At 41.7% G+C, this 16,028-nt stretch carries 18 protein-coding genes; 2 read left to right on the top strand and 16 right to left on the bottom strand.

Translation table 11 applies throughout. The annotated features are described in order from the left end of the window. Position 1 precedes the first annotated feature (1 nt). The gene (locus KG708_RS02595) at positions 2-715 is read right to left on the bottom strand and encodes a GntR family transcriptional regulator (RefSeq protein WP_213607995.1); all 714 of its coding nucleotides are present in this window, start codon (positions 713-715) and stop codon (positions 2-4) included. A gap of 264 nt (positions 716-979) precedes the next feature. On the opposite strand from KG708_RS02595, the gene rsmF reads away from it, so the two are divergent. Then, positions 980-2,419 carry a 16S rRNA (cytosine(1407)-C(5))-methyltransferase RsmF gene (gene rsmF, locus KG708_RS02590; RefSeq protein ID WP_213607994.1) on the top strand — a complete coding sequence of 480 codons (1,440 nt, stop codon included), beginning with the start codon at positions 980-982 and terminating at the stop codon, positions 2,417-2,419. A gap of 417 nt (positions 2,420-2,836) precedes the next feature. On the opposite strand, the gene KG708_RS02585 is transcribed toward rsmF, so the two are convergent. The 14 genes from KG708_RS02585 to yceD all read right to left on the bottom strand — a co-directional run bounded on the left by KG708_RS02585 (position 2,837) and on the right by yceD (position 14,653). Continuing rightward, complete coding sequence (locus tag KG708_RS02585; RefSeq protein WP_213607993.1) at positions 2,837-4,696, bottom strand: alkaline phosphatase D family protein; 1,860 nt, start codon at positions 4,694-4,696, stop codon at positions 2,837-2,839. A 4-nt stretch (positions 4,697-4,700) separates the two neighbouring features. Further along, positions 4,701-5,480 carry a YchF/TatD family DNA exonuclease gene (locus tag KG708_RS02580; protein ID WP_213607991.1) on the bottom strand — a complete coding sequence of 260 codons (780 nt, stop codon included), beginning with the start codon at positions 5,478-5,480 and terminating at the stop codon, positions 4,701-4,703. A 17-nt stretch (positions 5,481-5,497) separates the two neighbouring features. Further along, a complete protein-coding gene (locus tag KG708_RS02575; RefSeq protein WP_213607989.1) occupies positions 5,498-5,824 on the bottom strand; it encodes a PilZ domain-containing protein in 327 nt (108 codons plus the stop codon). A 12-nt stretch (positions 5,825-5,836) separates the two neighbouring features. After that, a complete protein-coding gene (locus KG708_RS02570; RefSeq protein WP_213607988.1) occupies positions 5,837-6,751 on the bottom strand; it encodes a DNA polymerase III subunit in 915 nt (304 codons plus the stop codon). A gap of 1 nt (position 6,752) precedes the next feature. After that, a complete protein-coding gene (gene tmk / locus KG708_RS02565; RefSeq protein WP_213607987.1) occupies positions 6,753-7,379 on the bottom strand; it encodes a dTMP kinase in 627 nt (208 codons plus the stop codon). A 5-nt stretch (positions 7,380-7,384) separates the two neighbouring features. After that, on the bottom strand, positions 7,385-8,371 hold the full coding sequence (mltG, locus tag KG708_RS02560; RefSeq protein WP_213607985.1) for an endolytic transglycosylase MltG: 987 nt from the start codon (positions 8,369-8,371) through the stop codon (positions 7,385-7,387). Continuing rightward, entirely contained in the window at positions 8,371-9,168 is a 798-nt protein-coding gene (pabC, locus tag KG708_RS02555) for an aminodeoxychorismate lyase (protein WP_213607984.1), read from the bottom strand. The genes mltG and pabC overlap by 1 nt, the downstream gene beginning before the upstream one ends. Before the next feature lie 69 nt (positions 9,169-9,237). After that, positions 9,238-10,476, bottom strand: coding sequence for a beta-ketoacyl-ACP synthase II (fabF, locus tag KG708_RS02550; protein ID WP_213607982.1), 1,239 nt, complete (start codon positions 10,474-10,476; stop codon positions 9,238-9,240). Positions 10,477-10,678: 202 nt separating this feature from the next. Then, the gene (gene acpP, locus KG708_RS02545) at positions 10,679-10,915 is read right to left on the bottom strand and encodes an acyl carrier protein (RefSeq protein WP_008109873.1); all 237 of its coding nucleotides are present in this window, start codon (positions 10,913-10,915) and stop codon (positions 10,679-10,681) included. Between the two features lie 241 nt (positions 10,916-11,156). Next, complete coding sequence (fabG, locus tag KG708_RS02540; RefSeq protein ID WP_213607980.1) at positions 11,157-11,903, bottom strand: 3-oxoacyl-ACP reductase FabG; 747 nt, start codon at positions 11,901-11,903, stop codon at positions 11,157-11,159. 12 nt (positions 11,904-11,915) lie between these two features. Next, complete coding sequence (fabD, locus tag KG708_RS02535) at positions 11,916-12,842, bottom strand: ACP S-malonyltransferase (RefSeq protein WP_213607979.1); 927 nt, start codon at positions 12,840-12,842, stop codon at positions 11,916-11,918. Positions 12,843-12,899: 57 nt separating this feature from the next. Continuing rightward, on the bottom strand, positions 12,900-13,937 hold the full coding sequence (plsX, locus tag KG708_RS02530; protein ID WP_213607977.1) for a phosphate acyltransferase PlsX: 1,038 nt from the start codon (positions 13,935-13,937) through the stop codon (positions 12,900-12,902). Positions 13,938-13,948: 11 nt separating this feature from the next. Then, positions 13,949-14,119, bottom strand: a complete 171-nt coding sequence (rpmF, locus tag KG708_RS02525; protein ID WP_008109865.1) for a 50S ribosomal protein L32 — start codon at positions 14,117-14,119, stop codon at positions 13,949-13,951. 9 nt (positions 14,120-14,128) lie between these two features. Beyond that, on the bottom strand, positions 14,129-14,653 hold the full coding sequence (yceD, locus tag KG708_RS02520; RefSeq protein WP_213607975.1) for a 23S rRNA accumulation protein YceD: 525 nt from the start codon (positions 14,651-14,653) through the stop codon (positions 14,129-14,131). A 131-nt stretch (positions 14,654-14,784) separates the two neighbouring features. Between yceD and KG708_RS02515 the strand changes: the two genes are divergently transcribed. Then, positions 14,785-15,381 (top strand): nucleoside triphosphate pyrophosphatase, encoded by a 597-nt coding sequence (locus KG708_RS02515; RefSeq protein ID WP_213607974.1) that lies wholly within the window; start codon positions 14,785-14,787, stop codon positions 15,379-15,381. Here the strand turns inward: KG708_RS02515 and KG708_RS02510 are convergent. Then, positions 15,374-16,018, bottom strand: a complete 645-nt coding sequence (locus tag KG708_RS02510; protein WP_213608467.1) for an HAD-IA family hydrolase — start codon at positions 16,016-16,018, stop codon at positions 15,374-15,376. The genes KG708_RS02515 and KG708_RS02510 overlap by 8 nt on opposite strands. Positions 16,019-16,028: the final 10 nt, after the last annotated feature.

Below are 16,028 nucleotides of genomic sequence, written 5' to 3'. Positions count from 1 at the left end.
ACTAGTTAGCCACGTGATTTTGCACGGCTTGTACTGATTGATATCTATCAAATTTTGTTTGTATATTTGCTTGTGATGCACTGATATGGCGCTTCATTAGCATTTCGGCCAGCTCACCATCATGGTTTTCAATGGCGTTAATAATGGCTAAATGTTCGTCAAACGCTTTCGATACCCGTGGCCCTACCATGCCCATTTGTACACGGTACATTCTTATTAATTGGTACAGGTCGTGGCATAACAAATGAATTAAGTGAGCGTTTTTACTGCCTTTGATTATTCTGTAATGAAAATCTAAGTCGCCTGCTTCTTGATAGTACGATTCACCTTCTTTAACACGCTGAGTTTGCAAATGCTGATTAAGTAATTGTTTCAAGCCTTGTACTTCATCTGGTTCCATATTGTCGGCAGCTAACCTACATGCAAGCCCTTCAAGTGCACTGCGAACTTGGTATACTTCAATTAATCGCTCGGCAGTTAAAGCCACAACACGGCAACCTATATTGGCTTTACGCTCAACTAAATAGCAACTTTCTAAACGATTAAGTGCTTCTCTAAGCGTTGCACGGCTTACACCATAACGCTTTGCCAGCTCTGGCTCAGATATTTTACTGCCTTGTGCAATGCTGCCTTCTACAATTTCACGGCGCATATCTACAAACACTTTATCTGAAGCGGTTGTTATAGATGTTTCATTTAAAAGGGGCTGTGTCATAAAGTATTTTTATATTGTCGACAATTTATGGCTTAACTATGTGCTAGTTGTTCAACACTGTCAACCCTAAACCCCTTTTAAACGAATAAAAAACCAACAAATTGTCGACATCATTAAACTTTAGTCGCATAAAAACACATTTTTATAGCTGCATAAACAGCAAACTGTCGACACTTGGTTATATTTCTAATTTGCTCTTTCAAACTGAAAAATCGCATTAAAAATGCTATTATACTGCTTTAATTTTATTGTATGAGCCAAAACGTGGACGCAAACACTTATATTCCTAAACACTTTATTGACGATGTAAAAACCTATCTTCCTGAGCACCTAAGCTTAGATGACTTTATAAATGCATGTCGTCGCCCTTTGCGTAAATCGGTTCGCGTTAATACATTAAAAATGAGTGTTGAGGAATTTAAGCAGCAAGCGGCTAAAAAAAACTGGCAGCTTAGCGCTATTCCTTGGTGCGACGAGGGTTTTTGGTTAGAGCGCCCCAGTGATGAAGAACAAAACCTAGCCCTAGGTAACACCGATTTACACCTAAGCGGCGCCATGTACGTACAAGAGGCAAGCTCAATGTTGCCACCTATGGCACTTAAACAAAGCTTACAAACCAGTCAAACCGTGCTCGATATGGCCTCGGCACCGGGGTCAAAAACCTCACAGCTCGCAGCGTTAATGAACAATCAAGGCGTGCTGGTCGCCAATGAGCTGTCGTCGTCACGCTTAAAAGTACTTAGCGCCACCTTAAAGCGCATGGGTGTTGGTAACTGTGCGTTATCGCATTTTGATGGCGTGGTGTTTGGTAATTACATGTTTGAATGCTTCGATAGTATTTTGCTTGATGCCCCCTGCTCGGGTGAAGGCACGGTACGTAAAGATCCCGACGCACTAAAAAATTGGTCTATCGAGTCAAATATTACCATTGCCCAAGTACAAAAAGATCTGATTAAAAGTGCGTTTTATGCACTTAAACCCGGTGGCACATTAGTGTATTCAACCTGTACGTTAACCCCACTCGAAAACCAGCAAGTATGTAGCGCATTATTAGATGAGTTTGGCGAATATATAAGCTCTGAGTCATTAAGCGACTTATTCCCAGGGGCTGATAAAGCCACCACCGCAGAGGGCTACTTACATGTTTGGCCGCAAACGTTCGACAGCGAAGGTTTTTTTATTGCCAAATTTAAAAAGCACAGCAGCTGCGAAAACCAAACATTAAAAGTTAAAAAAGGCGCGTTCCCCTTTAGTGACTTTGATAGTAAACAAAGTGCTGCGTTTATGAGCTTCCTTAAAAAGCAATTTGGTTTAACAAGTCTGCCAGGTACGTTAAAACAGCGCGACAAAGAGCTTTGGCTGTTTCCTGATGAGTTTGAGGCTATTCAAAACAAAATTAAATATGCGCGATTAGGCATACAAGTAGGCGTTATTCATAAAAATGGGGTACGCCTAACGCACGAATTTGCCACCGTATTTGGTAAGCAGTGTAAAAGTAATGTACTGGCATTAACCAATGAACAGGCTAACGATTACTTTAATGGTAAAGATATACGCCTAGAAGAGATAACCAAATCCAGCGGCGAAGTGATCCTAACTTTATGTGGCTGCCCTATTGGCTTAGGAAAATGGCAAAAAAATAAAGTTAAAAATTCTTTACCACGAGATTTAGTACAAAATACGCAGTTAATAAACTGGGTGTAAACTCTAATAAAGATGTGCATAACAAATGTAACTTGCTGTAATTACGACAGTATAAAAAACGAACAAAAATGTGTGTTTTTAGCACTTTTGACTATACTTAAATAACTTTCAACTTCTCCCTAAGAATCTGAAAGTGTTTTTAGTTAGCGCAGGGCTCACCACATGAGCCCCCTATAACCCAGAGTTTTATAGCTCTGGGTCTTTTTTTGTCTTTAAAATGAGTTACGGGTATCGGGTTACGAGCCTAACCTTAAAATAAGCGCGAGGTAAACTCTCGCCTACGGATAAGGTTGACCCCGAGGTTTTTTCGGTGGAACCTGCACCTCGTCGCCCGTCGCTCACGACATTAAAAAATGACGCGACATGAAGTCGCTGCTACATGTCGGCAATAATAGCGACCTAATTCTTGTATTTAAATTACTGTTCTTTTAAATCAAATTCGGTGGTGTGGCCGTCGCCGTGTATAAGTTGATAACGAGCTAAATTCCCAGCTTTTAGGGTAACTAAACTTATTGCTGAATCACTTACTAGGTACTTTTGCCCTTTGCCATTGGTTTGGTGTTTGTCTACCTCCATGTGCCAGCGTTTGGTAAAAAAGTTTAGTGGGCTTTTAGGTCCATATAAAATAGAGTCGAGTTTATCAAGCACATTTATTAGCTTACGGGGAAACTCATTTTTGATCCCGCTGGCGGTTAGTTGCCAAATTCTATTGTGGTGTTCGCCAAAACGCTTTTGTACTGAAAAACAAAACGAATAATGTACATCGCCCGATAAAATCAGTGTTTCGTTTGGGGTGTCGGTGCGTCTAAATGTGTCGAGCAGTTTTTTTGCTGAGCCTTCGTGCGCCATCCAGTTTTCTACATCAACCATCAGCGGTTGCCCACACATGTTAAACACGGCTTGAATGGCCTCTATTGATTTAACCCCAAATACAGGAGCGGGCGATACAATAATGACTTGGTCATGGCTAAGTAGGCTTTCTTCAAGCTCTGTAAGGCGCTCCCAATCTAATAAGCCTGAGGGTTCGTTAAAGTTTTGCTCGTTACGCCAGCGATGTGTTCGGGTGTCGAGCACCACCACTTTGGGAATGGTAGTTAACTCATAATGCCAATGGTTAAAATCGTTTAGGTGTTTATCAAACGCTTTAAATTGCCAGTGCTTGTTGCCCGCTAAACTGGTTATAAACGGGGTTAATAAGGCGCCGGTTTTTTGTAGTGCGTCGTTACCCATTCCCTGAAACAGCCAATAACTTGCTAGACCATTGTTAACAATGCGTTTGCTGCTCGGGTTTTGGTTAATTGCTTGCTCCCATCCGGCGGTGAGGTTCCAATCATCGGTTACATCGTGATCGTCAAACATCATCAAGGTCGACACATTCGCAAATAATCGCTCTACTTCAGCTAAACCTTGCACATAATCAATGAGTACGGTTTTTTCGGTATTAAACAGTGTTTGGTTTTTTTCGTTACTACTTGAGTAAGTAAGGTTTGTTAAATCAACATATTGCCACGCGGTGCTACTAAAATTAAGTAAATAAAGCGCAACAAATTCTTCAAAGTGAATCAGGTGATTATACGCTTTTACGCTGGAAAAATGCGGCTCGTCTTTTTTTAACCAATAACCTATACCTAATTTAGAGCGCTTTTTCCATGAGGTGGTGGGTAATAAATGATGACGACCATAAAGCTGCTCGGTTATATCTTGAGGTAAATCAAGTTCAAGTGGTTGCTCTTTATAAATACCTAACTGTTTTATTAACTGGTGAATCGCTAATAGCATGGGCCCTGCTACGTCATCGGCGTACACCTGGTCGCCCGAAAGCAGTAATAACTGCGCTCCTTGCTGATTATGGCTGCGTTGAAAACCTTGCCATTGGCTTGAACTGACTAGGCTGTCTTTTGCAGGGTGATGGGCGTTACGACACGAGCCGTGCAAAATTTGTGTTAGCTTTTTGGGGATCACAAACGCTGGCGTCGTCTGCTTATTAAAACTAAATGCTGATAAGTCAGCTGCATTGTCGTCTAAAAATAGCTGATAATGTAATAAGGTGTCCCGTGGGAATTGGCTGTTTATCGGTTTAATAACCACAAACTGTAAAAATAAATGCTCACCGAGGGCGACTGTGTGCTGCTCGCTATAACATTCATGATCCATGAGTTCTATACGGCAATTAACCCGTTTTGAAGTGGCAAACTGAATACAAACTGCGGTTTTTTCTGCTCGGCGCACCATAGGTCCCATAAGTAACAGCGGGTGATGCACCGAGAGAGTCGTCATGAGGTTAGCCTTTAGCTGCTAATTTAAATAAAGAATAAAAATTATCGGTGGTGGCCTTTGCCAACTCGTTAAAGCTAATGCCTTTTAGTTCACTAATGTAATAAGCAACATCTTCCACATACGCTGGCTGATTAGTTTTACCACGGTACGGTACTGGGGCTAAATACGGCGAGTCGGTTTCAATAAGCAGTCTATCAAGTGGGATTTGTTTTACGACTTCTTTAAGTTCTACCGCATTTTTAAAGGTTACAATACCTGAAATAGAAATATAAAAACCCATATCAATGGCTTTTTTGGCCATATCCCAATCTTCGGTAAAGCAATGTAATACCCCACCGCAGTTTTGTGCTTTGTGTTCACGCATTAAATCAATGGTGTCGGCACGTGCGTCGCGGGTATGAATAATAAGTGGCTTTTGTAATTCGTTGGCTACTTCAATATGGCCAACAAAGCTTGCTTGCTGCACTGCGTGAGTGTCTTTTGCATAATAGTAGTCAAGCCCGGTTTCGCCAATAGCCACTACTTTGTGGTGCGAGGCTAAATCAATTAATTGCTGTTTGTTGAGCGCGTCTTTTTGATCAAGCGGATGTACACCACATGACGCTGATACGTCGTCGTAATGCTTAATTTGCTCTAGCATATTGGGGAACTGATCAAGTGTGACGCTCACACATAAAAAGTGTTCTACTTTTTTTGCGCGGGCGTTATCAAGTACTTGGTCTAGGTTTAAATCGAGTTTATCAAAATCAAGACGGTCTAAATGGCAATGAGAATCTACAATCAAAATAAGGCCTGTTTTTACTACATGGTATAAGTTGGATTGCCGGAGTTTAACATAGTCCCCAGCAGTTTTTCGATCTTCGCGTTTAGGTTTGTTTTATCATCTAAAAAGCTAATACCGATCCCTGGTGGATTTGAGCTTTGTGCGCCTTGCGGAGTGATCCAAATAACTTTACCGGTGACCACGTCGTCTTCTAGGGCGTCAGGTAGTGTTACGCGTAAAGCGAGTGAATGCCCAGGCTCATAGCGCATATTGGTGCGTACAAATAGCCCCCCCTTTTTTAAAAAAGGCATATAACAGCGATATAACTCGTCAAGATCATCTATATCAACTAATAGCTCTTGCATATCTAATCCTTTTTATTGGTTTCGTAATATATACGCTAGTCGTGATACCGCAAGCGGTAAGTTTAGCCCCAAAATTTGTATATTGTTTTGTAAAAAATCATTTAGGGCTTGCTGTGCAATTTGGTAAGCGTCAAAACTCATACCGTTTAATAGTTGCTGCTTTAGTTGCTCGCTTAAGAATAAGGTAAAAATACGAACAAGCTCAGGCTGTTTATTTATTATTTCGACTAGCGCATCAAAATTATGACTTTGTTTAAACTCAGTTGCAAATTTATAGAGTGTATCTATGCTCTGTAGCTGATTTTGCTGTTGCCATTGCTTTACTTGCAGCGGTTGGCTGTAAAACAGTGGCAACCATGGGTAAGCTTCTATCGCTAATGATTCAAGCCACTGTTGTGCTAACTGGCTATTGGTTACTTTTACTTCGGTTTTGGCGCAGCGGCTTAAAATAGTGGCCGGTAATTGCGCTGTTTGGCTGGTTGTAAGAATTAAAAACCGGCTGTTACTTGGCTCTTCAAGCGTTTTTAATAAAGCATTAGCGGCTGCGGTGGTCATTTTTTCGCAGTTTTGAATAATCGCTACTTTGTTGCCATTTTGCGCTGCCGACTGGTGCATAAAATCGCTTATGCCACGTATGTCGTCTACCCCTATGCTTTGTCCTTCTACTTGGGTAACGCGTTTATCTGGGTGTGTCTGTGCTAGGTTTAGCAAGCAGCTTTTACACTGCCCACAAGGTGTTAACACACTATTTGGGGCACTTAACTGTGTTTGTGTGTTGTGGCATAGCAAACTGTTAGCTAATTTTTCGCTAAGCTCAAACTTGCCTACCCCAATCGGGCCACAAAATAACTGTGCATGATGAAAGCGCTGCGCTTTATAACTTTGGGCTAAGCGTTGCTCTACATTGTTAAGCCATGGCAATGCCATATTATTTTAACCCTGAAAAAAACGTGCGTAGTACATTGGTAATATCACGGTGTACTTTATCAATACTTTGGTTAGCATCAACGGTTTTTATACTGTCGTCGTCGTTTGCCAGTTCAATGTAACGCATACGAGTGCGCTGAAAAAACTCAATGGCTTCTTGTTCTATTCGGTCAAGCTCACCACGGCCTTTTGCTCGTTCAAGGCCAATAACAGGGTCAATATCAAGGTAAATGGTTAAATCGGGCTTTAACCCTTTTAACACCATAGATGATAACGACGCCAAGGTGTTTGCACTAATGCCTCGTCCGCCGCCTTGGTACGCCTGTGACGATAAATCGTGGCGATCGGCTAATACCCACAAGCCTTGTTCTAGTGCTGGGTTTATTACATTATGCATTAGCTGTGATCGCGCTGCATACATAATGAGCAGTTCGGTTTCAAAGGCGATTTCTTCTTCATGTTCTGCTTTTACCAAGGTACGTAACGACTCAGCCAGTGGCGTACCGCCGGGTTCGCGCACATTAATAAAGTCAACATGGTGATGGTTTAAAAAGTCTTGGCATAGGGCAATAGCAGTTGATTTACCTGCGCCTTCTAGGCCTTCTATAACTATAAATTTTGATTTCATAAACACTAATTCTTTTTATTTAAAATGTATTTTCTAACCGCCGCATTGTGTTGCTTTAATGTGGTTGAAAACTGATGGCTACCATCGCCTTTTGCTACAAAGTAAAAATACTCGCTTTGAGGCGGATTTATTGCCGCTAAAATTGCTTCTTTTGATGGCATGGCAATTGGTGTGGGCGGCAATCCGTTAATTCGATAGGTATTATACGGGGTGTAATTTCTCAAGTCTTTACGTTTAATATCACCATCAAACTCTTCGCCTAGCCCATATATAACAGTTGGATCGGTTTGTAAGCGCATATTGGTGTTTAATCTGTTTGCAAACACAGAGGCAATTAACGGTCGCTCACTGGCAAGGCCTGTTTCTTTTTCGATAATAGAGGCCATAATCAGTGCCTCATAAGCGGTATTGTAAGGTAAATCGCTTGCTCGTTGCTGCCAAGTATCTGCCAATGTTTGCTGCATTTTTTGCGCTGCTCGTTTGAGTAAACTGCTGGCGGTATCATTGCTGTGATAATGATAGGTATCGGGGAATAACCAACCTTCTAGATGGGTTTGCTTACCTATTATTTGCTCGCCAAGTTGCTCAAGGTTTAAATCGTTTTGCAAATGTGACGCTGTGCTGAGTGTGTTTAAAACCTCTCTAAGAGATTGGCCTTCTATAATGGTAAAACTAAAACTAACTTGCTGACCTTGATTAATTTTTTTGATGTTATTAATGACGCTATCTGAACTTAGCTCATACAAACCAGTTTTTAAATCTGTCAAGGTTGGGTCAAGTTTAGCTAATATTTGAAATCGCCAGCAGTCTTTTACCCACTGTTGCTGCTGCCATTGGCGGCATAATTGGTTAAAACCGGTGCCTTTTTTAACTTCAAACTGGGTATTGTTAGCTACCTTTAATGGCGTTTTAATTGTGGCCTGTAGTTGCTGATAGCCAATTACTGAGCTAAATAAAGCCAGAAATAATACTGATAATATAACTTTTAACACTAAGCCTCCTTGGCTAGTAATTCTTTTAATAGTAATTGACTATGAGCATGATCAAAACGGTGTTCGCCTATCCTGTTTACGGGCACAATTTTCATTAAGCTATTACATATAAATACCGCGTCTGCTTGGGTGAGGTCACTTAAGCTAACGCGTTTAAATTCAATTGCTAATTTATCACATAAAGATTGCAGAAAAACACCTTTGATCCCGCACTCATCAAGCATAGGGCTAAATATTTTTTGATTTTTTATTGCAAAGATATTCGCAGCGGAGGTTTCTATTACATTATTGTTGTAGTCAAGTACTAGAGCGTCATCGCTTTGCTGGGTTTGTAAGGCATTTTTTATTAGTACTTGCTCTAAGCGATTTAGCGTTTTAAGCCCTGCCAAATGTGGTTGTATTGCTAATTTAATCGGGCTAATCGCTAAGCTTACTCCAGTGTCTGTTAAGGTGTGGTAGTCCTTTGGGTAAGGTAAAACACTCATTATAATAGTTAGGTTGCATTCGCTTGGTGGCGCATAACCTCGCCCGCCCTCACCGCGTGTTATAACTATTTTAAGTACCGCTTTAACTTTAGAAGCTATTTGCTGGCTAATATGGGTCTCAAGTGGGGTAAACGCAAGCGCAGGAAACCCTAAACGCTGAGCACATTCAATTAAACGCGCTTTATGATAATCCCAATGCTCCACCTGTCCATGCGTTACAATGGCGGTTGTAAAAAAGCCATCGCCATAGTTTAAGCCTCTATCACGCGTACTTATTTGGCTGGTTTCACTTGCTGTTATTATTGTTTGCATAATTTTTTACACATAAAAAAACCCAGTTAAACAACTGGGTTTTTATTGTCGTTTGTTGTTTAAAAAAGATTATACCTTTTTAAATAGTAACGAGCCATTAGTACCACCAAAACCAAATGAGTTACACAGTGCGTAATCAAACTTTGCGTCACGCGCAGTGTGCGGTACGTAATCTAAATCACAGCCTTCATCTGGGTTATCTAAGTTAATTGTGGGTGTTACTTTTTGATCGGTTAACGACAAAATAGATACTATCGATTCAACAGAGCCCGCAGCACCTAGTAGGTGCCCCATCATAGATTTAGATGAGCTTACCATAACATTTTTAGCGGCATCGCCAAAAATAGTTTTAACCGCTGACGTTTCGGCTTTGTCACCCGCATGAGTAGACGTGCCATGTGCGTTAATGTAACCAACTTGCTCTGCGTTTACTTGCGCATCGTTTAATGCGTTTTCCATAGCCAGTGCTGCACCTGCACCGTCTTCTGGTGGTGAGGTCATGTGGTAGGCATCGCCACTCATACCAAAACCAACAAGCTCAGCATATATTTTAGCGCCACGTGCTTTAGCGTGTTCGTATTCTTCTAATACGATGACACCCGCACCATCAGAAAGTACAAAGCCGTCACGGTCTTTGTCCCACGGACGAGACGCCGCTTGTGGGTCGTCATTGCGCGTTGAGAGCGCTCGTGCGGCGTTAAAGCCACCCATACCAATAGGTGTACAGGCTTTTTCTGCACCACCGGCAACCATAGCATCAGCGTCGCCGTAAGCAATCATACGGGCGGCATGGCCAATATTATGCAAACCGGTTGTACATGCGGTTACAATTGAAATATTGGGACCACGTAAACCATGCATAATTGATAAATGGCCTGAGATCATATTAATAATGGTAGAAGGTACATAAAACGGCGATAACTTACGTGGGCCGCTATTTAATAATTTAATGTGGTTTTCTTCAATTAGGGTTAAACCACCAATCCCTGATCCTACCGCTACACCAATTCGGGTTGCGTTTTGCTCAGTAACTTCAAGGCCTGAGTCTTGAAAAGCTTGAACACCTGCTGCAGTGCCGTACTGAATAAACAAATCCATTTTTTTAGCATCTTTTGGTGACATATAAGCCGATACATCAAAATCATTGATTAAACCAGCGAAGTGAGTACCAAATTTTGATGTATCAAAGTGGGTGATATTTTGAATACCACTTTTACCATCTAATAAGCCTTGCCAGGTTGATTGCACATCATTGCCCAGCGGCGTCAACATTCCTAAGCCAGTTACGACGACACGACGTTTAGCCACGGTTTGCCTCCAATAAGGTATTATTTTTATAGTTAGGTGATCATACCCAAGCTACCTCAAAGTGCGAGTCTCAAACCAAAAACCGACGCATAGCAATTGTGTTGCTGATGGTGAGTATGGGTGTGGTGTTGAATCATGTACTTTGAGGTGGTTTGGATATAAAGATTAAAGGCAGCGAATGCTGCCCTTAATTTACGATTAATTACTCAGCGTGTGCAGTAACGTAATCGATTGCAGATTGTACTGTTGTGATCTTTTCAGCTTCTTCATCTGGGATCTCAGTGTCAAACTCTTCTTCAAGAGCCATTACTAATTCAACAGTATCAAGAGAGTCTGCACCTAGGTCATCAACGAATGAAGCTTCGTTTTTAACTTCTTCTTCTTTAACACCTAGCTGTTCGATGATAATTTTCTTTACGCGTTCTTGGATATCGCTCATTCTTCTTTCCTTTATTAAAAAACGCCAATGCGTTATTTTCAGATTGCGGCGTAGTTTACGTCCGATAAATCTCTGATTCAATCTTTTGACCATAAATAATTTGCTGGTCAAACCTGTTGAATGTTTATTTTACCTTTTATCGCTTATTTTCACAGCGATTTCAAGTATGTTTAAAGCAAGTTTGCTAAAAATTCATTATTTTTTATAAAACTGGCCATATTCGTTAATTCGCATTGCGAACTTAAACCATGTACATCGCACCATTTACATGCAAGGTTTCACCTGATACATACGCAGCGGCGTCTGATGCTAAATAACACACGGCTGCAGCGATCTCATCTGGTTGACCTAAACGACCCGCAGGAACGTTTGCAAGCGTTGCTGCTTTTTGCTCATCTGTCAAATCATCTGTCATGTCTGTTTGAATAAAGCCTGGCGCAACCACGTTTACAGTAATACCACGCGATGCTACTTCACGCGCTAACGATTTAGAAAAACCGATTACGCCCGCTTTAGCCGCCGCGTAGTTTGCTTGGCCTGCGTTACCCATAGTGCCTACCACTGAGCCAATATTGATAATACGGCCGTTCTTTTTCTTCATCATTGGGCGAAGTACCGCTTTAGATAAGCGGAAAATAGAGCTTAGGTTAGTGTCGATAATGTCGTCCCACTCGCTCTCTTTCATACGCATTAATAAATTATCGCGCGTAATACCGGCATTATTTACTAATACATCAATATCACCTAAATCAGCTTTTATTGCCGCTAATGTCGCCTCAATTGACGCAGGATCGGTAACGTTAAGCGCATAACCTTTACCGTTATCGCCTAAGTATTCGCTAATTTTTGCAGCGCCCAACTCGCTCGTCGCTGTACCCGCTACTTTTGCGCCTTGAGCTACTAAGGTGTTTGCAATGGCTTTACCAATGCCTCGGCTTGCGCCTGTGATCAGGACAACTTTGCCTTCTAAAGAAAATAAATTACTCATTTTTATATACTCTTATTTAGCTGTGTCGATTGTAGCAAGGTCGTTTACTGAGCCACATACCATTGCTTTATCAATACGTTTTGCAAGTCCGGTTAATACTTTACCAGGGCCAAATTCATAACTTTGTGTGACGCCTTGTGCAACCAGTGCCTGTACTGTTTCGGTCCAACGTACTGGGCTGTATAACTGACGCACTAATGCATCTTTAATTGCATCCGCTGAACCTTCAGCTTTTACATCAACATTATTAATTACATCACACTTAGGTGTATTAAATGTTAAAGCCGCTAAATCGGCTGCTAATTTTTCAGCAGCCGGTTTCATTAGCTCACAATGCGAGGGGACGCTTACCGATAAAGGAAGTGCACGTTTTGCACCGGCTTCTTTACACGCAACAGATGCTCTATCTACTGCGTCTTTATGACCCGCAATAACCACCTGGCCTGGCGAGTTATAATTAACCGGAGCAACCACTTCGCCTTGTGCAGACGCTTCACATGCTGCTTTAATTTCGTCATCACCTAGACCAATAATAGCGGCCATAGAGCCCACACCCGCAGGTACGGCTTCTTGCATGTATAAACCACGGTTTTCAACCAGTTTTACGGCTTCACTTAAGCTAATTACATTGCTACATACTAAAGCTGAGTATTCACCTAGGCTGTGGCCTGCCATGATCACGTCTGTATCTGGGTTTGCAGCTAACCAATGGCGATAAATAGCTACGCTTGCGGTTAATAATGCAGGTTGAGTGCGGTGTGTTTGGTTTAGTTTTTCTTCTGGGCCGTTAAGTACAAGATCGACCAGATCGTAGCCAAGTGCCGTTGATGCTTCTGCAAATGTGGCTTTTACTATGTCTGAGCTTTCAAGTAGCTCGTTTAACATACCCACAGTTTGCGAGCCTTGACCTGGAAAAAGAAGTGCAATTTTTTGTGCCATAGTTTGCTCTTTAATTAAACAAAATAAAATAATACATAACACGGCACGTTAACTACGTTATTCAACCGCCGTGTCTTTAGAATGTGTTTTTTCGAAGATAGCAGCAATTTTATCAGGAAGTTGACGCTCTACTTCTTTCACTGCTTCGTCGATTGCGGCATGAAATGCTTTAGCTGAGGCATTTCCATGGCTTTTAACAACAATACCGCGCAATCCTACCAGAGAAGCGCCGTTATACTGGTCGGGGTTCACCCTTTTGTAGAGTTTTTTTATAATTGGCGCTAATATAAATGCCATACATTTATAAACAACGTGTTTTTCAAGCGCACGGCTAAACTTTTTCATGATAAGTTTGGCAATGCCTTCGCAAGTTTTAAGTGCTACATTGCCAACAAAGCCTTCACAAACAATAACATCGGCCTTGCCAGAAAAAATATCACTCCCTTCGCTATAACCAATATAATTAATCAGTTCGCTTTGTTGCATTAATTGCGCGGCTTGCTTAATTTCTTCATGGCCTTTTATGTCTTCGGCGCCAATATTTAATAAACTCACTTTTGGGTTATCACACCCGAGTGCTTGGCCTGCCACTACAGAGCCCATAATGCCAAACTGATACAACATTTGCGCATCACAGTGCACATTAGCGCCTAAGTCGAGTAAGTAAACGGGATTTTTTTGCTCTGTGGGAACGGCTGATATAAGTGCGGGACGTTTAACCCCTGGCAGCATTTTTAATACGTAATGCGCCATAAAAAATAGCGCCCCTGTATTGCCTGAGCTAACACAGGCTTGCGCTTCACCCGATTTAACTAAATCGAGGGCAACACGCATTGAGGAATCTTTTTTTGAGCGTATAGCAACAGCGGGTTCGCAGGCATTGGTGACCACGTCATTGCAATGGCGAATAATTAATCTGGGGTGAGAAAGTGAATCGAGTGATTCTAATTGTTTAGCTATTACTTGCTCGTTGCCACATAAAATAAGTTTTAAGTTGGCATTAGCATTTACCGCGTTAACGGCTGCGGGGATAGATGAACGGGGGCCATAATCGCCCCCCATCATATCTAACGCTATGGTTAGATTAGTCAGCATATAGCAATCTCTTAGTTAGAAATTACTTGAACGCCTTTGTAGTAACCATCTGCAGTCACATGGTGACGACGATGAGTCTCACCAGATGTTTGGTCTACAGTTAAAGTTGGACCACTGATCGCATCGTGTGAACGGCGCATGCCGCGTCTTGCACGAGACTTTTTGCTTTTTTGTACAGCCATAGTCTTCTCCTAAGAATCTTTCTTAAGTTGTTTCAAAATATCAAATGGATTTGGTTTATCATCTTCCGCCTTTAAAACACCAAAGCTGGCAGGCTCTGCTGTATAACTGCATGAAGCTTCGTTGTGGGTAGGCACTAATGGCACGGCTAAGATAAGTTCGTCTTCGATTAACTCAAACACGTCTATTTCACCATTTTCATCAAGTGCTACTTCGTCGTAGCTTTGTGGAAGATCATCTGACTCTGCATCCAAACCGACTGGCGAATACACAAAGTCTTGATCCAAATCCAACCCTAAATCACCATTACAACGTTGACAAGTAACAGTTACGTGTGTGGACAAATTGCCACTGATCACAACTAAACCTTGCTCATCGTTTTTGCAATGAATTTTTACCGCTATTTCACCTACTTCTTCCTGGATAACTTCTCGTAAACGAGTAAGTTTCTCAAGCGGTACAATGCCGTCATACTTTAAACGGTGTTGCGCTGCTTTGCCCGGATGAAGAGTGATGGGAATTTTCACCTTTTGCATAGGGGCTGCATCATATAGATAGTTAGTGGGTTAGTCAAAGTAAAAAACCAATTTTACGTTGTTTTTCACGTGTTTTACTTACGGATCTGATTTATCCTAACTCAATCTGATTTACGTTAGGAAAACATGCCATGAAGCACTCTCTTATATTAGCCTCAAGCTCGCCTTTTAGGCAGTCTTTATTACAAAAATTTAATCTGCCTTTTGAAACCTTTTCGCCCGATGTTGACGAAACGCCTCACAGCAACGAAGCACCTAACGATCTTGTTAAGCGTTTAAGCGAACTAAAAGCCGCAGCTGCCGCCGATCATTTTGACCAAGGGTTAGCAATTGGCTCCGATCAAGTTGCTGTATTTAATGGCCAAATTTTAGGCAAGCCGCACAATAAAGAAAATGCTGTAAACCAACTCAGCTTATTTAGCGGGCAAACTGTTACTTTTTTAACGGGGCTGTGCGTACACAATATTCAAACTGGACAAAGCAAAACTATTGTTGAGCCCTTTAATGTCACTTTTAAAACGTTAACAACAGCGCAAATAGGTGCTTATTGCGACGCAGAGCAACCTTATAACTGTGCAGGAAGTTTTAAAAGTGAAGGCTTAGGTATTTGTTTATTTGAAAAGCTCAGTGGTGATGACCCAAATAGTTTAATTGGTTTACCACTCATTAAACTCAGCCAATTATTGGCTGAGTTTGGCTTAGATGTATTAAGCGCACAAACTAACTAAGTAAAAGTTGTTGCAACTGCTGATAGTTGTCAGCGGTTGCAATAGGCGTAAACTCGTTTAATTGCGCAGCGTTGTGCACGCCCATGGTTACCCCTAGCCTATCCATACCTGCAGTTTTTGCCATTGCCATATCTATTTGCGTGTCGCCTATCATTAGCGCTTCATCAACACTTATCCCTAGCTCTTCAAGCAATTGATAAAGCATATCGGGGGCAGGTTTAGATTGTGCATCATCACTGGTGCGTGTAGCACTAAAAAAGTGACGCAGCTGGCTTTTATCTAGTAAACGCTCCAACCCTACCCGACTTTTACCTGTGGCAACCGCCAATATTACGCCTTGACTTTTTAACTCAGTGAGCACCTGTTCAACGTGCTCAAACACCGGTGTTGGGGTGGTATCAAGCGCATACTGCTGTTTATAACCTGCAATAAGCGCTTCGTGATGCTCACTGTAATCAGGAAACAAGCTCGCTATTGCGTTTTCAAGCGACAAGCCAATAATATTTTTACTGGCAGTATCGCTCGGCGGTTCAATATTGAGTAACTGCGCACTTTTGCGGATACAATTAACTATTTTGCTAATTGAATCCATAATGGTGCCGTCCCAATCAAAAATCACCAGCTTGTAGTTTTTCATGGTGGGTGAG

The sequence above is a fragment of the Pseudoalteromonas sp. genome, from assembly GCF_018402495.1.
Classification (GTDB): Bacteria; Pseudomonadota; Gammaproteobacteria; order Enterobacterales; family Alteromonadaceae; genus Pseudoalteromonas.
Note: the sequence above shows the minus strand (reverse complement) of the source record. Positions and strands in the feature narration are given on the sequence as shown.